Source organism: Pseudoalteromonas sp. SiA1, assembly GCF_018732205.1.
Lineage (GTDB): Bacteria > Pseudomonadota > Gammaproteobacteria > Enterobacterales > Alteromonadaceae > Pseudoalteromonas > Pseudoalteromonas tetraodonis.
Window position 1 is genome coordinate 1,716,605 of the sequence record NZ_CP076084.1, and the last position, 23,791, is coordinate 1,740,395.

The 23,791-nt window shown below is 37.6% G+C and carries 29 protein-coding genes; 8 read left to right on the forward strand and 21 right to left on the reverse strand.

Translation table 11 applies throughout. The features are described from left to right. Positions 1 to 94: 94 nt before the first annotated feature. The 6 genes from KK487_RS07880 to KK487_RS07905 all read right to left on the reverse strand — a co-directional run bounded on the left by KK487_RS07880 (position 95) and on the right by KK487_RS07905 (position 5,862). Positions 95 to 1,264 carry an endonuclease/exonuclease/phosphatase family protein gene (locus KK487_RS07880; RefSeq protein ID WP_215521672.1) on the reverse strand — a complete coding sequence of 390 codons (1,170 nt, stop codon included), beginning with the start codon at positions 1,262 to 1,264 and terminating at the stop codon, positions 95 to 97. Further along, positions 1,264 to 2,193: a YeiH family protein gene (locus KK487_RS07885; protein WP_215521673.1), complete on the reverse strand. Its 930-nt coding sequence runs from the start codon at positions 2,191 to 2,193 to the stop codon at positions 1,264 to 1,266. The genes KK487_RS07880 and KK487_RS07885 overlap by 1 nt, the downstream gene beginning before the upstream one ends. Positions 2,194 to 2,197: 4 nt before the next feature. After that, the gene (locus KK487_RS07890) at positions 2,198 to 2,422 is read right to left on the reverse strand and encodes a DUF2798 domain-containing protein (protein WP_013464944.1); all 225 of its coding nucleotides are present in this window, start codon (positions 2,420 to 2,422) and stop codon (positions 2,198 to 2,200) included. Positions 2,423 to 2,491: 69 nt separating this feature from the next. Further along, on the reverse strand, positions 2,492 to 3,637 hold the full coding sequence (locus KK487_RS07895; protein WP_064664141.1) for a 5-(carboxyamino)imidazole ribonucleotide synthase: 1,146 nt from the start codon (positions 3,635 to 3,637) through the stop codon (positions 2,492 to 2,494). A gap of 2 nt (positions 3,638 to 3,639) precedes the next feature. Next, positions 3,640 to 4,122 carry a 5-(carboxyamino)imidazole ribonucleotide mutase gene (purE, locus tag KK487_RS07900; RefSeq protein WP_013464946.1) on the reverse strand — a complete coding sequence of 161 codons (483 nt, stop codon included), beginning with the start codon at positions 4,120 to 4,122 and terminating at the stop codon, positions 3,640 to 3,642. 153 nt (positions 4,123 to 4,275) lie between these two features. Next, positions 4,276 to 5,862 (reverse strand): ABC-F family ATPase, encoded by a 1,587-nt coding sequence (locus KK487_RS07905; RefSeq protein WP_214552433.1) that lies wholly within the window; start codon positions 5,860 to 5,862, stop codon positions 4,276 to 4,278. 618 nt (positions 5,863 to 6,480) lie between these two features. Here KK487_RS07905 and KK487_RS07910 point away from each other — a divergent pair. After that, complete coding sequence (locus KK487_RS07910) at positions 6,481 to 7,689, forward strand: porin (RefSeq protein WP_028835233.1); 1,209 nt, start codon at positions 6,481 to 6,483, stop codon at positions 7,687 to 7,689. Positions 7,690 to 7,785: 96 nt separating this feature from the next. On the opposite strand, the gene KK487_RS07915 is transcribed toward KK487_RS07910, so the two are convergent. Further along, a complete protein-coding gene (locus tag KK487_RS07915; RefSeq protein WP_024602491.1) occupies positions 7,786 to 7,968 on the reverse strand; it encodes a hypothetical protein in 183 nt (60 codons plus the stop codon). A gap of 111 nt (positions 7,969 to 8,079) precedes the next feature. Here KK487_RS07915 and KK487_RS07920 point away from each other — a divergent pair, with 111 nt between their 5' ends. Further along, a complete protein-coding gene (locus KK487_RS07920) occupies positions 8,080 to 8,601 on the forward strand; it encodes a TetR/AcrR family transcriptional regulator (RefSeq protein ID WP_028835232.1) in 522 nt (173 codons plus the stop codon). Between the two features lie 333 nt (positions 8,602 to 8,934). On the opposite strand, the gene KK487_RS07925 is transcribed toward KK487_RS07920, so the two are convergent. Together KK487_RS07925 and KK487_RS07930 are read right to left on the reverse strand one after the other, a co-directional pair. Continuing rightward, on the reverse strand, positions 8,935 to 9,813 hold the full coding sequence (locus KK487_RS07925; RefSeq protein WP_215521674.1) for an alpha/beta hydrolase: 879 nt from the start codon (positions 9,811 to 9,813) through the stop codon (positions 8,935 to 8,937). Continuing rightward, positions 9,803 to 10,312 (reverse strand): GNAT family N-acetyltransferase, encoded by a 510-nt coding sequence (locus KK487_RS07930; protein ID WP_215521675.1) that lies wholly within the window; start codon positions 10,310 to 10,312, stop codon positions 9,803 to 9,805. Before KK487_RS07930 ends, KK487_RS07925 begins: the two co-directional genes overlap by 11 nt. 99 nt (positions 10,313 to 10,411) lie before the next feature. Between KK487_RS07930 and KK487_RS07935 the strand changes: the two genes are divergently transcribed. After that, positions 10,412 to 10,615, forward strand: a complete 204-nt coding sequence (locus KK487_RS07935) for a hypothetical protein (protein ID WP_013464954.1) — start codon at positions 10,412 to 10,414, stop codon at positions 10,613 to 10,615. Positions 10,616 to 10,630: 15 nt separating this feature from the next. Here KK487_RS07935 and KK487_RS07940 read toward each other — a convergent pair whose 3' ends face one another. The 3 genes from KK487_RS07940 to KK487_RS07950 all read right to left on the reverse strand — a co-directional run bounded on the left by KK487_RS07940 (position 10,631) and on the right by KK487_RS07950 (position 12,008). Beyond that, positions 10,631 to 11,101: a GNAT family N-acetyltransferase gene (locus KK487_RS07940; protein ID WP_215521676.1), complete on the reverse strand. Its 471-nt coding sequence runs from the start codon at positions 11,099 to 11,101 to the stop codon at positions 10,631 to 10,633. Positions 11,102 to 11,118: 17 nt separating this feature from the next. Continuing rightward, a complete protein-coding gene (locus KK487_RS07945; RefSeq protein WP_036956501.1) occupies positions 11,119 to 11,313 on the reverse strand; it encodes a CPXCG motif-containing cysteine-rich protein in 195 nt (64 codons plus the stop codon). Positions 11,314 to 11,408: 95 nt separating this feature from the next. Continuing rightward, positions 11,409 to 12,008: a MepB family protein gene (locus tag KK487_RS07950; RefSeq protein WP_215521677.1), complete on the reverse strand. Its 600-nt coding sequence runs from the start codon at positions 12,006 to 12,008 to the stop codon at positions 11,409 to 11,411. 123 nt (positions 12,009 to 12,131) lie between these two features. Between KK487_RS07950 and msrA the strand changes: the two genes are divergently transcribed. Beyond that, positions 12,132 to 12,728, forward strand: coding sequence for a peptide-methionine (S)-S-oxide reductase MsrA (gene msrA / locus KK487_RS07955; protein ID WP_215521678.1), 597 nt, complete (start codon positions 12,132 to 12,134; stop codon positions 12,726 to 12,728). A 141-nt stretch (positions 12,729 to 12,869) separates the two neighbouring features. Here msrA and KK487_RS07960 read toward each other — a convergent pair whose 3' ends face one another. Continuing rightward, positions 12,870 to 13,037 carry a hypothetical protein gene (locus KK487_RS07960; RefSeq protein WP_167380509.1) on the reverse strand — a complete coding sequence of 56 codons (168 nt, stop codon included), beginning with the start codon at positions 13,035 to 13,037 and terminating at the stop codon, positions 12,870 to 12,872. Positions 13,038 to 13,430: 393 nt separating this feature from the next. Between KK487_RS07960 and KK487_RS07965 the strand changes: the two genes are divergently transcribed. The 3 genes from KK487_RS07965 (at position 13,431) to KK487_RS07975 (ending at position 17,377) form a co-directional block, all read left to right on the forward strand. Then, positions 13,431 to 14,312 carry a LysR family transcriptional regulator gene (locus KK487_RS07965; protein WP_215521679.1) on the forward strand — a complete coding sequence of 294 codons (882 nt, stop codon included), beginning with the start codon at positions 13,431 to 13,433 and terminating at the stop codon, positions 14,310 to 14,312. Positions 14,313 to 14,494: 182 nt separating this feature from the next. Beyond that, the gene (locus KK487_RS07970; RefSeq protein WP_215521680.1) at positions 14,495 to 15,952 is read left to right on the forward strand and encodes an aerolysin family beta-barrel pore-forming toxin; all 1,458 of its coding nucleotides are present in this window, start codon (positions 14,495 to 14,497) and stop codon (positions 15,950 to 15,952) included. A 231-nt stretch (positions 15,953 to 16,183) separates the two neighbouring features. Continuing rightward, a complete protein-coding gene (locus tag KK487_RS07975; protein WP_215521681.1) occupies positions 16,184 to 17,377 on the forward strand; it encodes an acetyl-CoA C-acyltransferase family protein in 1,194 nt (397 codons plus the stop codon). A gap of 218 nt (positions 17,378 to 17,595) precedes the next feature. On the opposite strand, the gene KK487_RS07980 is transcribed toward KK487_RS07975, so the two are convergent. The 6 genes from KK487_RS07980 to KK487_RS08005 form a co-directional block, all read right to left on the reverse strand. Then, entirely contained in the window at positions 17,596 to 17,904 is a 309-nt protein-coding gene (locus KK487_RS07980) for a DUF6419 family natural product biosynthesis protein (RefSeq protein WP_215521682.1), read from the reverse strand. Between the two features lie 122 nt (positions 17,905 to 18,026). Further along, positions 18,027 to 18,605 (reverse strand): excalibur calcium-binding domain-containing protein, encoded by a 579-nt coding sequence (locus KK487_RS07985; RefSeq protein WP_215521683.1) that lies wholly within the window; start codon positions 18,603 to 18,605, stop codon positions 18,027 to 18,029. Between the two features lie 112 nt (positions 18,606 to 18,717). After that, positions 18,718 to 18,951: a hypothetical protein gene (locus tag KK487_RS07990; RefSeq protein WP_058154635.1), complete on the reverse strand. Its 234-nt coding sequence runs from the start codon at positions 18,949 to 18,951 to the stop codon at positions 18,718 to 18,720. A 256-nt stretch (positions 18,952 to 19,207) separates the two neighbouring features. Continuing rightward, on the reverse strand, positions 19,208 to 19,441 hold the full coding sequence (locus tag KK487_RS07995) for a hypothetical protein (protein WP_215521684.1): 234 nt from the start codon (positions 19,439 to 19,441) through the stop codon (positions 19,208 to 19,210). Between the two features lie 166 nt (positions 19,442 to 19,607). Next, on the reverse strand, positions 19,608 to 20,255 hold the full coding sequence (locus KK487_RS08000; RefSeq protein WP_215521685.1) for a hypothetical protein: 648 nt from the start codon (positions 20,253 to 20,255) through the stop codon (positions 19,608 to 19,610). 568 nt (positions 20,256 to 20,823) lie between these two features. Continuing rightward, a complete protein-coding gene (locus tag KK487_RS08005) occupies positions 20,824 to 21,111 on the reverse strand; it encodes a hypothetical protein (protein WP_131691426.1) in 288 nt (95 codons plus the stop codon). A gap of 384 nt (positions 21,112 to 21,495) precedes the next feature. Between KK487_RS08005 and gloA the strand changes: the two genes are divergently transcribed. Next, positions 21,496 to 22,023 (forward strand): lactoylglutathione lyase, encoded by a 528-nt coding sequence (gene gloA, locus KK487_RS08010; RefSeq protein ID WP_138686930.1) that lies wholly within the window; start codon positions 21,496 to 21,498, stop codon positions 22,021 to 22,023. A gap of 74 nt (positions 22,024 to 22,097) precedes the next feature. Here gloA and htpX read toward each other — a convergent pair whose 3' ends face one another. Both htpX and bioD read right to left on the reverse strand, forming a co-directional pair. Continuing rightward, positions 22,098 to 22,961, reverse strand: a complete 864-nt coding sequence (gene htpX, locus KK487_RS08015) for a protease HtpX (RefSeq protein WP_215521686.1) — start codon at positions 22,959 to 22,961, stop codon at positions 22,098 to 22,100. Positions 22,962 to 23,100: 139 nt separating this feature from the next. Further along, positions 23,101 to 23,784 (reverse strand): dethiobiotin synthase, encoded by a 684-nt coding sequence (gene bioD, locus KK487_RS08020; RefSeq protein WP_215521687.1) that lies wholly within the window; start codon positions 23,782 to 23,784, stop codon positions 23,101 to 23,103. Positions 23,785 to 23,791 lie beyond the last annotated feature (7 nt).

Sequence of the window (23,791 nt, forward strand, 5' to 3'; positions counted from 1 at the left end):
ACGGTTATTATAATTAACCGTATTTAAGCAGAAGCACCTTTATAATTGCAATTATTTAAGATAAACAACGCTGATATCGGGGTGAGTAACCCGTTTATTCAACCGTTAAATCAAGCCATACCATACGGTGGTCACTTGATGCGTTTCTATCTTTGATTAAACGGTACAATTCGCTTTGTTTTTTCGGCCAAAATACGCCACCATCTTTAATGGTTAGTCCATAATTTGAAGGCAGAACGTAATCAACGCGTGCCTGCCAGTTAGCAGTGTAATTTTTAGCATAAGCTTGTGGGTATTGCTCTTTAGCGCCCTCACTGGTTGGAATAAAACCGGCATTAATCATCGGGCTTTTAAGTAACTGATCTGTTGTATTTGTGCGCTTTTTATCGCCCTCAGGGGCGGCATTTAAGTCACCTAAAATCACAAAGCGTGATTTTGCTGCAAGGCCGCCCTTTTTACCGTTATCGTCATACAGGTAACTTTCGTTATTAACGTAATCAGCAATTAATCTAATTTCATCATGATTACGAATGCCGTTTCTGTCTTCATCACCATCAAACACAGGCGGCGTAGGATGCGAGGCTAACATGTGAACTACTTTATCATTTACTTTTACCGGTATATCCCAAAACGATTTAGAGCTTAAACGTAAAGCATTCCATTCTTCTTCGTTATACCAATTTGTATTGGTTTTTGGATCTACCGGCATTTTCACATTCGGTAAATCTTTGTGCTTAAACGTTTGCAGGGTTCTGATGTTGTCAAAATCAATGGGGTAACGAGACAAAAACGCCATTGCGTAGTGGCCTTCAAAAAATCCAAAACCTTGCGCATCGCCCATCACACAATTTTTTTTGCCATCGTTGTCTAAATCAAACTCTGTGGCTAAGCCTGTGTTAACTGGTGCAATGTAAACATAAGGATAATCGATAGCCGCTTGATCGTTTTGCCCTACATTTAAGTAATGGGTTTTAAAGTATTCTATCCCTTGTGATTTAGGGACGTAGTCAAATTCATTTAAAAGCACCACATCTGGACGAACGCGTTGAATTATTTCAGCAATATTTTTAATTTGCTGGTGGTCAGAGCGCAGCGCGTTAACTAAGGCATCGCTTTTTACTTTTTCATTTTTAGCGGTGTAATTGGTTGCATCCATACTGACATTAAACGTTGCGACCCGTAATGACTCTGCGTGAACATAGCTTGCTGAAACCAGTGACAATAAAAAGCCACCAATAATTTTAATACCGAGATCATGTCTCATTATATGAATCCATCTATAATTAATAATAAAATAACACTGCTAACCACGATCCAAAGAATCACAGCCATTAAAAACGGTTTAATTCCCGCTTGCTTTAGTACCGATAACGACAAACCACTACCAATTAAAAACAGTGTCATCACTAGTATTTGCTTCGCTGCAATGTTTATCAACTCCCAATAAGATGAAAGCGACGGCACATAGGTATTAATTAATGCGGCTAATAAAAAGCCTACAATAAATAATGGAATACTCGCCTTTTCATCTGAGCGCATAAACACACCCGCAAGCGTAGTGTATGGAATAATCCACATAGCACGAGTAAGCTTCACTGTTGTTGCTATGCTCAGTGCCACTGCACCATAAGTAGCCGATGCACCTACCACGCTGCTGGTATCATGAATTGCAAGTGCAGCCCATAATCCAAACTGCTCTTGGGTTAATTCAAAATAGTGCCCAATTGCAGGGAACAATAATAACCCTACACCATTGAGTAAAAATACGATACCTAGCGCCACAGCCACTTCATGATCTTTGGCTTTTATAACCGGTGCCATGGCCGCAATAGCGCTACCACCACAAATAGCGGTTCCAAAGGAAATTAACACGCCTGTGTTACGATTAAGTTTAAACACTTGAGTTAAAATTTCGCCAAGCCCAATTATGGCAGTAATACTGACAATTGTTAACACTAAAGAGCTGCGACCAACCTCAATTACCTGATTAAAATCAACAGCAAACCCCAGCCCCATAACCGCCAACTTTAGCATCCATTTACTGGCCTTTTGTGATAACTCAGCAAACGGGTTACCCAAGGTAATCGCAAATAACGCCCCCATAACCAAGGCACTACCAGCGCCAATAAATGGAGTGATGCACAAATCCAGTAATATTATAAATACAGGTTTATGTAATTTAGCGATAATCATAACGTTAAGCGCGAATGAGTTTATTAGTCAGTTTATGGACAACGGGGGCAACAAATATAACCGTTGGAAAGGCAATACAAAAGGCAAATAACCACGCTTTAAGCCAGATAGATACGATGTTATCGACCATACCAACATTAAATAGAGAAATAACTAACGACATAAAACCTGACATGAAAAGTGCCATAAAAAAGGCAAACACAATAGTACGAAACTTTGGATGGATCATTGAAAAGAACCTTTAGAAGGTAAAGCGATATATTGAAGTTAAGTTCAATTTATCGCTTTGTTTTTTAACTTATAATAGCGATTTGCTGGTAGCTAATACACCGGGGTAATCTTGCTCTGGTAAACACATTGCGAGTTCACCAAGGCGTTCACCTAATTGCTGTAAATTATCAGCAGATACATTAATGTGGCCCATTTTACGACCAGGTTTTACACTTTTACCGTACCAATGGCTGGTTACATCTGCTGTTTTTAACACATCAGTAGGGATTTGTGCTTGGCCTAATACATTTATCATAGCAGTCGGTTGCTTAAGTTGCGTACTACCTAAAGGTAAGCCGGCAACAGCGCGCATATGGTTTTCAAATTGCGAGCAATGAGCACCTTGTTGCGTCCAATGGCCTGAGTTATGAACTCGCGGCGCAATTTCATTAACCAGTAATGTACCTTGCACATCAAAAAACTCAATGGCGAGTACACCCACATAATTAAGCTCATTCGCAATTCGGGTAAATGCCGTGATTGCTTGTTGTTCTAGTTGGCTATTATTGTTTTTACCTGCAACCGAAAGCGTTAACACACCCTCGGTGTGCTCGTTTTCAGTTAATGGATAAATAGCAACATGGCCGTGTTTATCGCGCGCACCAATAATAGAGACTTCACGATCAAACGGGATCATTTTTTCTGCAATTATGGTATGCGGAGCGTGCTCAGTGCCTGATGCAATAAAATCAGCCATTTCAGCCCAAATTTGCTCAATTTGATCGTCTGATTTTAAACGCCATTGGCCTTTACCATCGTAACCCGCTTGGCATGTTTTAATGACTAATGGCTTACCAAGTGTTTGAACCGCGAGTTCAAGATGCGCTTTTTCTGTAATTAATTGATATGGCGCGCATGCAACAGCGGTTTTATCTAGGAGCGCTTTTTCAAGCGCACGGTCGCCACCGGTTTTAATGGCTTGTTTGCCCGGATAAAACTTATTGCTATTACAACACTGTGTAAGTACATCATCTGGAATATGTTCAAACTCGGCCGTAATAGCATCAGCGTTTTCTATCGCTTGTTCGAGCGTTGTTGGGTACACTTCGTTTGTAAGCGGATGTACAATCTTTTTGCTGCCTACATCATAAGCAACCACATTTAAATTAAGCGGTGCACCAGCTAAGCTCATCATTCGTGCTAGCTGCCCTGCCCCTAAAATTAAAATATTCATGATCACTCTGCAGGATTTGGGTTAGCTAAAACAGTCTCAGTTTGTTCTTTACGGAACGCTTCGATTTTTGCGAATATTTCTGGGTTTTGACAACCTAAAATTTGTGCCGCTAATAAACCTGCGTTTGCAGCACCGGGCTCACCAATAGCAAGGGTACCTACCGCAACACCTTTTGGCATTTGGCAAATAGATAACAGAGAGTCTACACCGTTTAGCGCTTTAGATTTAACGGGTACGCCTAAAACTGGCAGAGATGTAAACGCTGCCGCCATTCCCGGTAAGTGCGCCGCGCCACCTGCGCCTGCAATAATAACTTTAATACCGCGTTCTGCGGCTGAACTTGCGTAATCGGCAAGTAATTGAGGAGTGCGGTGGGCAGAAACCACTTTAGTTTCATACTCAATGCCAAATTTTTCTAGCATAAGGGCGGCGTGTTCCATGGTTGGCCAATCTGATTTAGAACCCATAATAATGCCAACAGTCATAAATACTCCTCAGTAATGTATTTTAAAAATAGCGGACTTATGTCCGGTTTTATGGCGGGTATTATATACTTAAATGCTGCACTAATGCGACCAGCAGGCAATAAAAAAGCCATGTTAAACATGGCTTTTTTTAAACAGCGAAACAATCAGCAATTAAGCTTCTTTACTCGCTAAATATTCTGAGTAGTTACCTCTAAAGTCGATAACTTTACCGTCTTTAATTTCCCAAATACGAGTGGCAACTGATGATACAAACTGACGGTCGTGTGACACAAACATCAAGGTACCTTCATACGCTTCAAGTGCTAAGTTAAGCGCTTCAATTGATTCCATATCCATGTGGTTGGTTGGCTCATCCATTAATAAGATATTTGGTTTATGCATCATGATTTTACCAAACAGCATACGACCTTGCTCACCACCAGATATTACTTTTACTGATTTTTTTATATCGTTTTGTGAAAACAACATACGACCCAAGAAGCTACGCACAACTTGCTCATCGTCGCCCTCTTGTTGCCATTGCTCCATCCACTCAAACAAATTCATGTCTTTTTCAAACTCATCGGCATGATCTTGTGCATAGTAGCCAATGTTTGCATTTTCAGACCATTTAAACTCACCGCTTTTAGGCGCTAAACGTCCTGCTAAAGTGTTTAATAATGTTGTTTTACCCACACCATTTTCACCAATAATAGCAATGCGTTCACCTACTTCAACCAAACCCTCAAGGCCTGAGAATAAAGTTTCTTCAAAACCTTGCGATAAGCTAGTCATTTCTAGTGCGTTACGGAATAACTGCTTTTCTTGTTCAAAACGAATAAATGGCGACTGACGTGACGACGCTTTTACTTCGTCTAATTGAATTTTATCAATTCGTTTTGCACGTGAAGTGGCTTGCTTTGCCTTTGATGCGTTGGCAGAAAAACGCGATACAAACTGTTGAAGCTCTGCTATTTGGCTTTTCTTTTTGGCGTTTTCACTTAATAAACGTTCGCGTGCTTGAGTAGCTGCAAACATGTATTCATCGTAGTTACCCGGGTAAATACGTAGTTCACCGTAGTCAATATCGGCCATGTGCGTACATACCGAATTTAAAAAGTGACGGTCATGCGAGATGATGATCATGGTACAGTCACGTTGATTCAATACATCTTCAAGCCACTTAATTGTATAAATGTCCAAGTTATTGGTAGGCTCATCGAGCAGCATGATATCAGGGTCTGAAAACAACACTTGAGCTAGAAGCACACGAAGTTTAAAACCTGGTGCAATTTCTGACATAGGTCCGTAGTGCTGCTCTGTAGCAATACCCACACCTAATAGTAACTCACCCGCTTTAGATTCAGCCGAGTAACCGTCCATTTCAGCAAATTCAGTTTCAAGATCGGCTACTTTCATGCCGTCTTCTTCACTCATTTCAGGTAGGCTATATATACGGTCACGTTCTTGTTTGATATCCCACAATTCTTTATGACCCATAATCACGGTATCAATAACAGAATATTCTTCGTAGGCGAATTGATCTTGGTTTAGTTTAGCAACGCGCTCATTTGGATCAGTACTTACGTTACCCGAAGATGGTTCTAATTCACCACTAAGGATTTTCATAAAGGTCGACTTACCGCAACCATTAGCACCAATTAAACCATAACGGTTTGATTCGCCAAATTTAGCTGAGATATTTTCAAATAACGGTTTAGCACCAAATTGCATGGTGATGTTAGCTGTACTAATAATAGCGCTACCCTCCAAGGGAGACTGAAGTATTTAAATTGCGCGCAGTTTAAACCAAATCACCGTTTTTTTCTATGAAAGTTTATAGCACCAAACTCAAAGTAAAAGGTGGCTGTTTATTAACTATAAAAGCAATTAAATAGCCAAAGTACTGGGCGAGTAAATGTGCTGAAAAGGTGAGTAAAACTCATTATTGTACTGTTGATGCAGTAAAAAAATGTTTAATAAAAAAACAACTAGCATAAAACCCTTTATAAATTATTTAATCGCGTTTACAGGCGACTTGGTCGCATTTTACTTTTATTAACAATTAATACGGCTATATTAACGTTTTTTATAGTATTAGAGTTTTAGCTCTACCCATGCCGACAGGCGCAACTATGAAAAAAATTCAACACTCCCTCTCCTGCATTTAAGCCAAATGTCTTATTCCAAAATTAAATGGCAGTTTATACGGCTACAAAATAAAAACAGCATTAACTTAAAATGAACAAGCTGCGTGTTTTATGCTAATTGTCATTGATAATTTTTCACTTTTGAGCCTTTTATTGCTTTGCTAGTCTGCACGACTTCGAATTTAGTAATTATAAAAACGTCTTTAATTTAGGCAAGGCACACACAATGAAAAGAAAATTAGTATCGCTAGCAATTGCGGGTATTTTAGCTGCTCCAAGTGTTTCAGCAGTAGAAGTGTTTAAGGATGAAAAAAATACAGTCGCAGTAGGCGGATATATTGATGCGCGAGTGATAAATACTCAAGGTCAAAACGAAATCGTCAATGGTGCCTCACGAATTAATTTTGATTTTAAACGCCAACTAAAAAACGGCTGGGAAGCAATGGCTTTAGTTGAATGGGGTGTCAACCCTGTTGGCAGTAGCGATATTGTATACAACAACCGTTTTGAATCTATTCAAGATGAGTTTTTATATAATCGTTTAGGTTATGCAGGACTTAAACACGATAAATACGGCCAAATTACGATTGGTAAACAATGGGGTGCGTGGTTTGATGTTGTGTATGCTACAAACTACAGCTATGTATGGGATGGTAACGCTGCCGGTGTTTACACTTACAACAAAGACGATGGTGCAGTAAATGGTACTGGTCGTGGTGATAAAACACTGCAATACCGTAATAGCTACAACGACTTTGACTTTAGTGTTCAAACTCAGTTAAAAAACAGCGCTTTTTATACTTGTGATGTAAGTAATATTACAGAATCACAATGCCAAGCAAATTTTGAGTCTGGAGATGCTGCTGCACAACAAGTTGAATTTAACTATACGTTTGGCGGTGCAGTAACCTATAACGTGACTGATAAGCTAAAACTGACCGCGGGTATTAACCGCGGCGAGTTTGAATTAACGTATGGCGACGGAACAACCCGCTCTGTTGACGATTTAATTTATGGTGCAGGTGTTATTTGGGGCAATATTGATGCGCCAGGCTTGTATGTAGCCGCTAATATCAACAAAAACGAAAACCACGATACAGATAACATAGGTCGTTTAATTAAAGATGCGATTGGTATTGAAACATTTGTGTCGTATCGCTTTGATAACGATTTTAGACCATTCATTGCCTATAACTTATTTGATGCAGGTGATGACTACGTAATTCAACCAAACTTTAATGCCGATCCTAACGATGTATTTAAGCGTCAGTTTGCAGTTATTGGTGTGCATTACTTAATTGACCAAGACACACAACTTTATGTAGAAGCACGTAAAGACTTTGGTGATTTTGAAAGTAATAATAAACAGCAGCAAGCGCTAATGGAGCAATCGGAAGATGACGGTATTGCTTTTGGTTTTAGATACGTTCTTTAATATCAGTTGAGCTTTCAAGCTTAAAATCACAAAGCTAAACTTAAAGCCCTGCAAAATAGCAGGGCTTTTTTTCGATTTGTTTAGTTGAAGCTTGAGCTATTTTTTCTTAAATGCTTTTTTTAACGCACGCGTCCCCTCTGTTGGCCCTAGAATAAGCCATAAAAAAGCAACCCCTCCTGGGACTAAAACTGCTTTTAATATTGGCCCTAGCAAATAAGAATAAAAATAAATTAGTGGAATAAAAAGTACATAACCAATAACACGTTTGATAAACTTCATGTAACATCCTTATAAAAATGAGCGTGCTCACAATATTAATTGAGCACGCTCAATTAATCAAATAATGATTTAGCCCTTTTATTTAACAAACAAGTAAAGCATTGAAATATAATGAGTAAAAAAGAAAAGACACGCGATAAAATTTTAGCTTCAGCATGGGAATTATTTTTGCTGCAAGGTTACGATCACACATCAACAAGAGAAATAGCAGTTGCAGCCAATGTTGCTGTAGGTACAGTGTTTAGTCATTTTGAAAATAAAATTGATTTATTGATGGCCGGTATGCAACAACAAATAGCCGTTATTATTAACCAAGCAAAGCAGTTAGATACGCAGCACTCCCCTCGCTTAAAGTTACGTCATTACGCTCATCCGCTTTATTCTTTTTATTGTGAAAATAGTGAATTTAGTAAGCTATTAATTAGCGACATCATTTGGAGAACGTCTTTTTTTAAAGCGCAGATGGATGAATTTAAACAACTGCTTTTTAGTGAACAACCAAAGTTTGATGAAACAAAAGCAAGCGTAATGATGGACTGTTATTTTATGACCTTAATAGATGGGTTAAACGATCCCTTACCAAATGCTGAAAATATGCTTAGACAGTTAAGTAATAAAATAGCGCTTTTGTAATTAAGTCGTAAACGTATAAACCGGTGCTGATATAAATAAAGCACCGCCCACCTTTTTTGTTATTTAAATTCTTTATTTAACGATCCAGATAGCCAAACTCAATAAGCGTTATAAACCCACCACTCCACTTATGACTAAATTGATAATTTATATTACGCCATTGCTAAGATTACATTTAAACACAATTAAGTATGATGTGTTCTTACGTGTGTTACCTTACATCCACCAGCCATTTACACCATAAAATAATTTATAGCAAAACGGCTTAACTGTACATATATACAGTTAAGCCGTTTTACTAGTACTACTCTCAATTAAAGTTTAACAATATTATTAATTAATAAATTCATCATAGGCCATTAAAGCCCCCGTAATACTCAATGCTGGATTATCATTATGCTTTGCATCAGGGTTTACTTTACTGCCCCACACTAACCAGTTACTAGTATGGCTTACTAAACTTTGCTCCAAGTTATTATACGCCTCAAGCATTAATTTATGCTCAGCCCCGCCAACAGTAAAATATAATAAGGCGGGTCTATAGTAGCTCTGTGTTTTAACTTGTAAAAAGGTATTAAGATGATTTACTACGGTCATATCGTCATACCAAGCCGCAGGGCTAAATGCAAAGTAACCATTAAATAGCATTGGTTTGGTATGCAGCGTATATAAAGTAAAACTGCCCCCTGCCGAAAATCCCGTTAATATACGGTTTTCAGTTAACCTGTAGTTAGCCTCTAAATAAGTAAGTAGCTCTTGCTCTATAAAAGCTAAAAACAAATCAGCTTTACCAAAAATTTCTGGCGAAGTTTCATGTTTAGGTCGAGGATTTGTATTTACGTCCTTCCTTGCATAAGGTGGTACAAGATCACGATTTCGGGTATCAGTAAAAAACTGATTAGGTATAGCAACTAAAATAGCCTCATTTAATATACTTTCAGTATTTAATGCTTTTAGCGCTTTATCCCAATTAGCTAAATTAAAATTACCATCTGTTTTTATAATAAGTGGATACGCTTTATTTTTATCAAAATCATCGGGGAACCTTATAAATACCTTACGAGACTCATTAAGCACCTTTGAATCTAGGGTTACATCAACAAAATCTGATACATCATTTTTGTAATAACTAAACCCAATTGTTGTAACCCCAAATACACTAACAGCAAGCAACACATTTAAAATAATCGCTTTTTTATTCTCATGCGTCACCCATTTTAGTTAATTGCTTATGCCAAATACCATTGTTTAATTGCTCGTTTAACACAAACCCAAGCTTAGTCAGTAAATTATAACTACGAACGTTATGTCCGTGAATTTCTGCATATAATTGCTCTATCTTTAATACACTCGGTATCTGGCTTATAAAACCGCGCAGCACTTCTTGCATTAAACCTTGCTGCCAATAAAAAGGATCGAGTTCGAAGCCCAAATAAGCACTTTGGGTTTGGCTATTTATGTTATATAAACCACAGGTACCAATTAGGTCGCCAGATATATTATGTTCAATCGCAAGCCGAACACCTTCACCTTGGTAATAACTCGAGATATCATCTTGAATTAGCTGCTTAATATGCTGTTTATTTAGCGGGGTTTTATAATCGTTAAACTCATAAACGAGTGGATTATTTAAAATAGTTAATAGCGCTGCGCCGTGTTTGTGGGTAATTAAACGTAAGGTAACGCGGGGTAATTTTATAGTTTTAAACATGCCTACGCCAAATAAAGTAAACGCGCTTTAAATAGCACTTTATAGAGCGTCATTATTAACTTACCATACCGTATTCACAAGCATTAATTGAGATAAACTATGAGTGACAATTTTAAAGTAATACAACCAACTACTACTGTTTACTGCCCAAAACGTGGTGAAGGTTGGACCCTTACCGGCATTACTAATATTAACGAGTTCACATCGGTTATGTTTGATGGTGTACGTTACACCTTACCAGCGAGAGAAATTGTAGAGCAGTTGTTGCCTAACCAATTAGCGCGTGAACAGCAAAATAGCTAAATTAAAGAAAATTTATCACTTAACCATATGTAAACAGTTTTCTGGTAATGGGCTTAAGTTTTGATTTTCTGGGGTATTAGCAGCAACTTTAAAGCCTAGCTTTTTATAAGCCGATACTGCTGCTAGGTTGTTTTTATAAACAAACAATGAGCAATCATTAACATTTAAGTTTAATTGCCCATGTTTACATAATGCTTTAATTAGGGAGGCTGCAATTCCCTCCCCCCTTCGTATAGGGTTTACTATTAAACGCGCCAAATGACATTTGTTTTTTTGTTGATAATATTGCCCAAAAGCGAGTAATACGTTTTGTTGTCCAACCAATACAAAAGAAGTCGAGACATCAAGGTTTAAGTCTTCAATAAAAGTCTGCGCCGTAAATGGGTACCTAAAGTAAGGGCCAGCCCATTGAGTTATGTCATGTTGATCATTAAACCAACTCATTAGCTCGATAATATGCGTATTATTAAGTGGTTGTAATGTCATTCGCCTTGTTGATTCCTTCAAAACGCGTCATCTTCACTGTATACATTTACATTAAGTTCGTCGTTATCTTCAAATACAACAAACGAAATCGGCTTACAACACACTTGGCAGTCTTCTATGTATTGCTCATCAATATCAGCCACATCAATTAATACTTCTATGGTTTCGCCGCAGTAAGGACAACTAATTGACTTTTCGGTTAACTGGTTCATGATTTCCCTTTTCAAATTTACATAAGGTTATAATTTCACTTTAGTAAACAACCTTATATATGACAATGCTCGTAGAGTGACTTAATAATTCAAATTTAAACAGCGTTAGCTAAGATATTGTTTAACTTAGATAAATCAATTAGTTTATATTGATCTTGCTTTAAAAAATAATCGCATTGCCAACGCTGAGTAACTTTAGCTGAATTACTAAATGCGCCAGTCCCTTTTAATGCTCTGCTTTCGCTCCAAGGTGGAAACACTCTAAAAGCTGTTTTACCCTTAGAGTTTAAAGAGCTTACTATGCCCTTTTTTAGTAATACATTTACGGGGAACATGAACAAGCCTCGTTCAATATTTGTAACTTGGCTGTTCGTAGAGGTTAAACCTTCGCTAGTAACCTCTACGAGTAAATAGTCAAACTCATTGGCAAATGGAATTGGTTTAGAATTACTCAAATCCGATGGGCGTTTCCATAGTGCTAAAAAAGCGCCAGGTCTGTCGGGTGTAACTTTAGCTTTTCTGTAAATTATACGTTTTTGGTTTAAAGTAAATGCATAGCCATGGTATTGGGCATTTTGATTATGAGGTATCAACTCATCAGCGTTTGGTAGTTTATACCCTGAGGGAGCAAAGTTGTTTTGTAAAATGATTAATAATTCATCATGCAAATGATCATTCGTCATTAAACTTTTCATATTTCGCATCCGTTTTATATAAAGTGAGCTCAACCCGTTAAACAGCTTTGTAATGAAAGAGTTTTTAAAGTTAGCGGGTCTTACTATACAAGTATTTATACATAACTAAAGGTGAACATTTTTATGAAACACACATTAGCGCTAGCATTGACCTCTATGGGGATTTTGTTTAGCTCATTAACGTACGCTAAAACTGAACAAGCTATTTTAGCCGGTCGCTGCTTTTGGTGTATGGAAAGTGACTTTGAAAAACTCGAAGGTGTAACCGATGTGATCTCAGGGTTTACTGGTGGTGAACTTAAAAATCCAACCTACAATGGTAATCACCAAGGCCACTACGAAGCTGTTCTGGTTACCTACAACACTAATGTATTAAGCTATCAAGATATTTTAAACCATTACTGGGTGAATATTGATCCTTTTGACGCAAAAGGTCAGTTTTGTGATAAAGGCCCAAGCTATCGTAGTGCGATTTTTGTTGCTAATGAGCAACAGCGACAATTAGCTAAGCAATCTAAACAAGCGGTAGTTAACGAATTTCCTGAGCAAACGGTAGTAACCCCTATTCTTGATGCTAAAACCTTTTACCCTATAAAGGGCGATGAAAGTTATCACCAAGATTATTACAAAAATAACCCTATTCGTTATAACACCTATCGCTGGCGTTGTGGCCGTGATAGTCGCCTGGAAGACATTTGGGGCGATAGAGTTACCCACTGAGTTTATAAACCAAAAGGCTGCAAAAATTGCAGTCTTTCTAATATTTAAGCAAAGTAATAGCAGACTAATTATTTATTCTATTCTCAAAGCTGCAAGCCCACTTAAAAATTCATTTTTTAAGACGGTTAAATAGGCTTCCTATCATGACGATTTCTTTTTTATAGGAAACACCTTAAACCAAAATGCCATTTCAAAAACAAAGCCCGCAATAATAAAAATAAATAAGCCAGTAGTGCTACCATAAGAATAACAGGCAATAGCAGCAATAATTAATGCAGCTAAAATCAACCATTTTATAAACACATTCATCTTTAATACCTTCAGTTCTGTTGATTTATCGTGGCAAATTCCATTTAGGTAATCAGATCCTATGCATCATGATTATTTCCCAAAAAAGTGTGTCTAGCGTAAATACTCGTTTATTGTTTGTCTATTAAAACGTATCGTAAAATGTTACGCATTGTTTCTATTGAGTTTTATTTTCAAAAACGCGTTATTTGCAGAATCTTTAATTACTAATACCTCAAGTAAGTACACCTTCGCTCACAATAATATATTAAATGTTCTAATACAAAGGTAAATTTTTTGTTGCCACAAAAGGGACTAATGAGTACTTTAATTAAATAATTAGTTTTATAACTTTAACTAATTATTAAGTACTAGATACAATTTCATGTCTTAAATTTATACAGGAGATTTACCTTGCTTGATATCATCGCGCTTTTTATAAAAGTAAATCATTACAAAACATTTAATGAAGCGTCAGTAAAGTTAAATATTCCTTTACCCACTTTACAAAGAAAAATAAAAAAACTTGAAGAAGACTTATCGTTAGCGTTGTTTTATCGTGAAAAAGGAAGTTTGCGATTAACAGAACCTGGAAAGAGTTTTTATAGCCACTGCCTAGCCCATGTAGAAGGTTTACAAACTACGCTGTGCAATTTTAAGAATTTCAGTGAAAATAAAGTGAGTAAAATTAAACTAATAGCGCCGCAAAACTTTATAAAGAGTGTGTACTTCTCAGGCGTTATAAATCAATTCACATTACTTTATCCAAATATTAAGATTCATATGATGCTATCGGATGAACGCCTTGATTTAAAAGCCACCGAGTTTGATTTAGCCATTAGAATTGGAAAACTAGATAGCTCTCAAAATATATGTAAAGTTATTAACCAAATGAGTTTTGTTTTAGCTTGTTCATCGAGTTTAATTGAGCAATATAGCATACCAAGTAATTTTGACGATTTAGCTAAACTACCCCATATATCGTGCTCGCCATTCGAAAACTGGTCCTTTAAAACAAATAAAAATGAACAGGTAATTTTTAAACCTCAACCTAACTTTATTTCTAACGATATAGAAATGTGTGCCTTAGCTGCTATTGAAGGAAGAGGTGTATATTATGGCCCTAAATATTGTTTATTACCGCATATAAAAGACGAAAGCTTAGTTGAAGTATTAACTCAGTTCAAACCCATAAAGCGAGATGTAAACCTGATATGGCCTGATAAATTAATTCCAAAAAGCACACGCTATTTAATTGATTTTTTAGAGCACTCTCTCAAAGGAATCAAAATGTAGCTACCGCAGCATTAATAATTTAATTAATTTTTGTAATGTTTAAGCAACTAATATTTTTGAAAAATCAACTTTCATATAACACTCTATAAAAATAAAGCGAGTTCTTTAGAATCAAAATCGGTCCAAAATTAGATTATTTAATTAGGACCTCATTTAAATATAATTTTAAAGGATGTAACTTAATGAAAAAAATATTACCCCTATTGCTGTTGTCGCATACAAGTTTTGTAAGTGCTAATACAACTGCAATTTATCCAGATCAACTTAAAAATGAAAGCTTAGGTGCTGGAGTTTGCTCAGCTGATAATAGACTAATTACAAAGGCTGAAGCGCAAACCTACAGAAATGAACTTACTAACAAAATGGGTAAGTGGCAAATAACGGGATTAGCTAATGGCTGGGTTATTATGGGTTCTGGCTACGCAGGTGAAATAAAACAAGGGTCTGCTGCAAATTCTTGGTGCTACCCTACCGATCCCATTAATGAAATACCTACATTAAGTCCAGTAAAAGTATCGCCTGGCAGTCAAAGCCAAATTGAATGGGACTTAGTAAATCAAAAAGAGGGTTTTATAAAACCCCTTTCATACCTTGCTCATACAATGGGATTTGCGTGGGTTGGTGGCAATCGCTCAAGCTATGTGGGTGATGACATGGAGGTATCTAAAGCGGGCTCAGGATGGAAAATACAAGGTTACAACGGTGGCAGTTGTGATGGTTACCGATGTGATGAAAAATCAGCTATTACCGTATCTAACTTTGAATATGTGATGGATAACGAGTCATATAAAATAACAGGTGATATTGTTGCTGCCGACAAAGAACTAATAAAAACGCTAACAGTCCCTGCAGTAAATGACACGTCAGCAGCTCAAATGTCAGTCGTTACAATTGAATACGATGCGGCTACTAATTGGTCTAAAACCAATGATTACAGTATTTCTGAGTCTGTTACATTATCTAATACATGGAAGTCTCCCTCTGTTACTGGCGGATCAGACACTTCGTTATCTGTCACAATAGCAGCGGAGCAAGCATGGGGAACAAGTAATGGCGGCTCAGAAGCTGAGCGAGTAGTTGTACAGGCAAGAACCAATGTACCAGCATTCACAAAGCTTAATGCTAAGGTCGATTTGTTTAAATCATCAATATCGTATCCTTATTCATTCGATGCTGATATTACCTATGATCTATCTATAAATGGCTTTATGCGTTGGGGAGGCAATGCTTTATTAAGCCATCCTGAAAACAGACCTAACGACACTGCTAATTTTGTAATTGGCCGTTGGGCAGGTCAAGATAAAAGCATTGAGTATCAATGGGAACACCGCTATATACCAGGTGAGAATAAAAAATGGGATTGGCCTTGGATGATACAACAAACAAGCTTATCAACAATGCAATACTATTTAAGCCATGTTTTAAGACCTAAAAAAACAACCCTAACAGGCCACTTTTATGCACAAAGCCAATTTGCGGGCAGTGTTTACTTTGGTGACGAAACCCCACTTGTCACTAACCAAAGAAGTAAGCGAAGTGTTTCAGCTAGTGATTATTCAAGTGCAGAAAAGTTAAAAAAAGAGTTTGAAGATGCGGGTTTTAAAAATGTAGTTGTTAATATTGAAATGATTGATTTATAAATCCCCGTGGGCTCTCATAATGAGAGCCCTATTTTATAAATTTAAACAAAAATATAAATATCACACGCCTATTTTACTTTCACTTTATTAGAAAACACATACAGCTAAACCCAACCTCGCCTTTAGTTTATTGAGAAATTATGCTTTGATGCATTAATAAAACTATTAATCGCATTAGTCTATTAAACATACACCAGCACAAAGTGATTATAAAAATAATAAGAGAACACAATGACAAAAAATACAAACAACAGCGTAGTAATACTCAGTGCGGTTCGTACCGCTATCGGCAGCTTTGGTGGCAGCCTTAAAGATTTTAGCCAAGCTGAGCTTGGCACTTTGTGCGCAAAAGAAGCCCTAAATCGGTCTAAAGTTTCTCCTAACCAAGTAGGTTCATGTGTGGTAGGCAAAGTTATTCATAACGGCCCTAAAGACGCCTACCTATCAAGGGTCATTGGTCTCGATGCTGGGTTGCCTATAAGCAGCCACGCTGTAACGCTTAATCGCTTATGTGGCTCTGGCCTTGAAGCCATTATTCAAGCGGCACAACAAATTCAATTAGGTGATGTAGATGCAGCCCTTGCTGGCGGAGCAGAAAGCATGAGTAGCTCTGCCTATACCCTTGAAAGTAACCGCTGGGGGCAAAAAATGGGCAATAGCACTATGGTCGATGAGCTCACCACGACCTTACAAGACCCATGGGATAATAACCCGATGGGAATAACTGCTGAAAACATCGCAGAAAAATATTCAATTAGCCGTCAGCAGCAAGACGAGTACACAGCAAACAGCCATCATAAAGCCGCAAAAGCGATTGCCTCGGGCCATTTTAAACAGCAAATCCTCCCAATAGAAATCAAGTCGCGAAAAGGGTCGTACCTTTTTGACACCGACGAACACGTTCGCGCCGATACCACAGCCGAAAAACTTGCCACTTTAAAGCCCTGCTTTAAAAAAGATGGCACCGTTACCGCAGCAAGCTCATCAGGTATAAACGATGGTGCAGCCATGTTGGTTCTTATGTCAGAGCAAAAAGCCAATGAACAAGGCTTAAAACCGCTGGCTCGTTTAGTGGGTTATGCCAGAGCAGGCGTTGATCCTACTTTAATGGGTATCGGCCCTATTCCTGCAGTACAACAGGTATTTGAAAAAACCGGCTTAACCATTGACGATATGGATGTAATTGAGTCTAACGAGGCCTTTGCAGTACAAGCTCTGTGCGTTGCAAACGAGTTAAATTTCCCTGCCCATAAAGTAAACCCGAATGGCGGCGCCATTGCGTTAGGGCACCCTGTAGGCGCAACAGGTGCAATTTTATCAACTAAATGCTTGTACGAACTCAAACGAATTAATGGCAAGTTTGGGTTAGTCACAATGTGTATTGGCGGCGGGCAAGGCATTGCAGCTATATTTGAGGTGCTTTAGTTTTTGACCTCATTAGGTTTGAATATAAATGCGTTACTTACATAGAGGCCTAAGAAACGCTTTGTTTTTAGAAGAAGTAAAAACGTGTAAGCCTATATTTTTGCATTTTTCCTCTTTAGTTTCTCTTTATGAAAATCGCTTTTTAAGGTTTTTTCACAAAGAGAAGTAAGAGTTGGTTCATCATATAGATTAGCTATAAAATATGTGCAAACTCTCGTCTACAAATCGTTTTTTAAAGTTAACTTTCTTACGCCTAATAAAACACCACCAAATGAGATTGAAAATAATATCGGTAAAAACAGTAATGTTTGGGTGTTTTCTATATTTATAGCTGGGCTGCCAATAACCGCCAGCGTATTAATTAACAGCAATATCAAACTTGATTGCAGGTAGCCCTTGTATCCAATAGCTCCTGCAAACAACAGCATAATAAATGAACCTGATATTGCAGGCGTAAAAGGTGCGGCCGCGAGTAACATACAAACAAACGAAAATATAACAGCACATCCAATTATTGCTTTAAACATAACAACCTCCATGGTAAATGGCTTTTAATCCACCAGCTATTTATAACTGTATTACTAAAAATCGTATTCCACTTAACAGGCATCAACTAATTTTTAGTTTATTAATAACCCCAATATAAAAACTACCTATTCCCAAACTGCCGTTCACAAGGCTCGCCATCTTTATCCCCGTCCATTTTGGTATTTGGGCAATGTTGAATAAAAAATAATGCCTCTTCATACGAGGTCATTTGGCTACAATGTTGGCGGCCATCACAACGAAATGTTGGTGGTGTTTTAGTAATTGAGTTTGAACTAGCGGGCATAAATGACTCTAAGTTAGCATTAGTCACTACAGGTGTTTGCTTGGTATTTAAAAAACCGGTTTTATATACACTAAAACCAATACTAAAAATAATACCAAGTGTTATAAATTTCATTAACGGTGAGTTTTTACCTGACGTTTTGCTTATTTTAACCGGCCTTGTTGAAGTTTTTATGTGTGGTTGTGCGAGTACGCCCTCAATACGGCAATTTACAGCTTTAGTTTTACCGTTGGGCTCAGTTGCAACCTCAAAATAGATAATGTCACCTACTTTAGGTTTTCGGCTCATATGTTTGAGCGACGATATGTGTATAAAGGTATCGTGCAGCAGTGTAGTTGATTTAATAAAGCCAAAGCCTTTCTCGTCATTCCACGATTTTAATAATCCTTTGTTCATCCTTGAATCATCCATTTAATAGCTGTTAATTTTACACCCGTTTTAAAACAGGCTCAAAACCAAGCAAACCTAGCGAGCCCACCAACAAACGTACTTTTCCTTATTAACTAACTCATTTTGCAAAAAAGCGTATTTTTGCTTCTTTTAATGTGTTTAAAAATACAGAAAACGCACAAATTCCGCCCCCCATAAACGCAATTTGAAAGCTTGATAGTGACGAGAAACTAAATTGCTGAGAATACATGTACTGCACTAATAACTGTGCAAAGGTAGCCACACCTAAAATAATTAATAATGGGCACACAACTAGCGTAAACCAAAACCAAATACGTTTAATACCTTTCATAATTGATACCTTCCATTAAAAATCCTTTTCCTTAATTTAACACAAAGATTAATTAGCTAGTGAGTCACCAGCATTTTAAAAGCAGCTTATAAGATTGCTGCATGTATTGATGTCTGAAGTCAAGATTTGACCCCATTTGGTTTTTTTAAGTCGTCCATTTTATTATTTTTAATTTTACAGCCATTTTAAAAGAGGCTTAAAACCAAACAAACCTTGGCGAGCCCACCAACAACCTCACTTTTCCCTATTAACTAACTCATTTTGCAAAAAAGCGTATTTTTGCTTCTTTTAATGTGCTTAAAAATACAGAAAACGCACAAATTCCGCCCCCTATAAACGCAATTTGAAAGCTAGATAGCGAAGAGAAACTAAATTGCTGAGAATAGATGTACTGCCCTAATAACTGTGCAAAGGTAGCCACGCCTAAAATAATCAACAATGGGCACACAACTAGCGTAAACCAAAACCAAATACGTTTAATACCTTTCATAATTAATGCCTTTCATAAAAAATCCTTTTCCTTAATTTAACTCAGAGATTAATTAGCTTGTGAGTCACTAGCATTTTAAAAGCAGCTTATAAGGCTGCCACATAAGTTTGATGTCTGAAGTCAAGATTTGACCCCATTTGGTTTTTAATGCCTTGTTAGCAGTAAATTACACTTCACCGTTATTAAATATATCAATTAACTGCTGCTCACTGTAAATATGAGAATTATAAGCCTTGATAGTTGATGGCTTAGCTTGTTCACTATTTGTAAAATCAACTTCGACATATAAAAAAGAATACTGATTTTCAGCTCTTTTAATCCCCACAGTATGATTTTGAATTAACTGCTTTATTTTTGATATTGTTGCTTTATTTTTTGAAAAAACTAATTCGATATCTAAGTCAGGCTTTAGAGGATGTTGTGCATGTAGTACTTTCCCACAAAGCTGATACGCTTCAGCGAAATCCTTTTGTGATAATGAGCTTTTATTACCCAAAGGAATCAAGACAGGTTGACCATTACTGTTATCTGGAGCGATTATCCTGCTGGGAAAAGGATAAAAAATAGTTGTTTTTTTATTTAAGTTTTCAACTATTTTTTTTACGTGATAGTCACTTCTTTCATCCGAGTTAAGTTTATCCCCATTAGCTAATATTGATAAATACGCAATTAACTCTAAAATTTTTCTAATTTGTAATGATGTACATTCAATAAAGATACGATTCTTTTCATTTGAAAATATATCGGCAGAAAGCACTCTATCTCGAATTTCTGTAATAATATTTGAATATTTTTCCTCAGATAAGTATTTCACCGAAACTCCCTTTACTGCTAACGCCCACATTAACGGGCTAAGTAATAGTTGGCCATAATTGTGAACGGAGTGAACGCGGCCAACTGTTGCGTGTCACGTTGAGTTGCTTGTTAGCCTTACACTTTTACCAAACTAGCATTTTCGAAATATTTCTTCGCCTGATTAGCCACAGTGTCACATGACTTTTTAGGCAACCAAATGTCTATGGCGTTACCACTTTGAGTGAATAAGCTAATACAATTATCCGCTAGTTGAATTTTTGTAATATTGGATTTAACAACTACTTTAGATGAAAACCCATAGCATCTAGACAGCATAGTAGGGTTAACTATAACGTTATCTCCGTCTTCTATTAAAGCTTTATAGGAAGTAAATAAATTGACTCTATTTTCAATAAACCAAATAACTATGAAAGCGAAAATTATATAAATATACATTGATTCCAAGACCAAACTCCTTGTAAGGCTAACGCCTCACTAAGAGGCAAAAAATAGTTGGCTAAAATTAGCGACGAAGGAGTAAAAAGCCAACTGTTTTTTGTCCTTTTGAGTGCCTTGTTATATTTTTATTACGCCAAGTTTTCGTTTTTTGTTGAAACAGCCAATAGTGATATCGAAGCGGCATAAGTAGAAAAGAAAACTATATACGCTACACACAAACCGATTAAGCCGAAAACATTGCTTTCAATTGATATGTCATAAATTAAATATGCTGATATTGGTAATGAGATAATTGAAAAAGCTTTACCGCGAGAAAGGAGAACTAACTTGTTTTTAAGATAAGGAATTGCAAGGATCAATATTGGAATCAATAATAGCCCAGCAAATAGGATATCGATTTTAACTTCTGAATTCATTTAATACTCCAATCAGTTTGAAAATATAACAGCTTATTGAACACCACTTTGGGGGTTTATAACACCCCAAAGTGGCGTATATTACATTGCTTAATAATTCCACTAAACAACTTCAATGTAAACAAGTAATTACGTAGGCGGTAAAACACCCGTTGTTAAAATACACCAAAACGACTTTTAATAATGTTATTGGACAAAACTCTACTACTGTATAAATAAACAGCACCGCTAAATATTCTATTTTTCGCTTACAAAACACCCAACTCACTGGCTAGTAATTTAGCTCGGTGGTTTTAATTTTTGCTGCTGTTGATTATGATGAGCGTATACCCTGCCTTTTTAAATCCATTAAGGTTTTTTCAGTCATTTTTTAAGGATTATCTCATGTCTAGCTATAACGAATCTCCAGAGCAAATTGCACAGGCCACTGAGGGCTATGTGATGCAGCAAACTATGTTGCGTATTAAAGATCCAAAACCGTCGCTGGCATTTTATGAAAACGTATTGGGCATGAAGTTGTTAGGTAAGTACGACTTTCCTGGTATGGAATTTACTTTGTACTTTTTAGGCTACGAGCAAGACATGCCAAAAGGCGATGATAAACAAAAAACGCAGTGGGTGTTTCGCCGCCCTGCGCTGATTGAGCTTACCCATAATTGGGGCACTGAAAACGACGACAGCTTTAGCGGTTATCACAGTGGTAATGAAGAACCAAAAGGCTTTGGCCATATTGGTATAAGCGTACCCGATGTATACGCTGCCTGTGAGCGCTTTGCTAAATACGATGTGGAGTTTGTAAAACAGCCAGACGGCGGCTCAATGAAGGGCCTTGCCTTTATTAAAGACCCAGACGGTTACTGGATTGAAATACTCTCGCCGGAGGGCATTACTGACATTATTCAATCGCAATAAAAACCATTAAACATAAAAAAGCCTGCAAATGCAGGCTTTTTGTTTACAAGTACTGTGAAAAACTTGAATTTTTTTTAACGACGTAATGCGTCTATACGTGCGTCAAGCGGTGGGTGAGATGAAAACAACTCAGCCATGCCTTTACCACTGGCAATACCAAAGGCCATCATTGAGCCTTCTAATTGCGATGGGTGGTTTTGCTTTAATCGCTCAAGGGCTGAACGCATTTTGTCTGCGCCTACCAACTGAGCTGCGCCGTTATCGGCTGCAAATTCACGTTTTCGGCTGTAATGGGCAACCACTATGCTTGCCAATACGCCAAATAATACTTGGAATAACATATCGAATAAGAAGTAAGACCAGCTGCTGCCGCCCTCTTCTTCATCGCTATTGATAAAGTTGTCAACAATGCCAGCCAGTACTTTAGCGGCAAAAATAACAAAGGTATTAACCACACCTTGAATAAGCGTTAGCGTTACCATGTCACCATTGGCCACATGCGATACTTCGTGTGCCAGGACGGCTTCGGCTTGATCTTGGCTCATGTTATGTAATAAACCCGTACTTACCGCCACCAGCGAATTATTTTTACTCGGGCCCGTTGCAAACGCGTTCATTTCTGGGCTGTCGTAAATAGCCACTTCTGGCATGTTAATACCGGCTTTTTTAGCTTGAGCAGCCACAGTGCTTACCAGCCATTGTTCAGTTTCGGTACGAGGTTGGGTGATCACTTGCGCACCGGTTGATTTTTTGGCGATCCATTTCGACATAAATAACGAAATAAACGATCCACCAAAACCAAATACAGTCGCTATTAGTAAAATTCCGCCAAGGCTACGATGGCTTAAGCCCAGCGCACTCATTATGATTGAAAGCACCACACCTAATACCAACATAACCGCGAGGTTAGTTAATAAAAACAAAAATACACGTTTCATACGAGTTCTCCAAAAATAACATTTATTGCTGAGCGATTTACTATGTTTGATCGGCTTTGAGCAATCACTGCGTCATGACACACTATGTCATAACGTCAGCGCTATTCTGTGACAAACTATGTCACAACACAAGGGTTATTTATGGATTTATGGATAATTTTTCAAGCAGGGTTTTATAAATTTGTAATTTAGGGGTTTGCTCTGTGTATGGGCTAATGGCAAGCAGTGGAAATGGTAAACGTGTTTTCAGTGAATCTAGGTTTGCTTGGTATTCATCCATAGTGGCATCAACTTGGTTTGCAATCCACCCTACACAATTAACACCCATACTTTGCATGTGTGCAGCAGTGAGTAATGCATGATTTATACAGCCTAGTTTCATCCCTACTACCAATATTACGGGTAGTTGCTCTGCTTTTACCCAGTTGTATAAATACTCGTTATTATTAATTGGTAATGCCCAGCCGCCCGCGCCTTCTGTTAACAAGTAATCGGCGCCTTGTTGCTTAACATGTTGATAAGCCATGCTCAGCTTTTCTACTGTTATGTTTATACCTGCTTGCTCTGCAGCTATGTGGGGAGCTATTGGCGGCGCAAATGCAAATGGGTTAATAATGTCGTATTTAGCGCTGACTGTGGCACTTTCCATTAGCATTAGTGCATCGGCGTTTACGAGCTGCTCAAATGCCATTTCACACCCAGAGGCAATCGGCTTAAAGCCTATTGCGCGCTTTTTATGTTGTGCGAGTAACTTTAACAGCAAACTGGTTACATGAGTTTTACCGGCGTCGGTATCGGTACCGGTAATAAAAAACTGGTTCATGGCATGG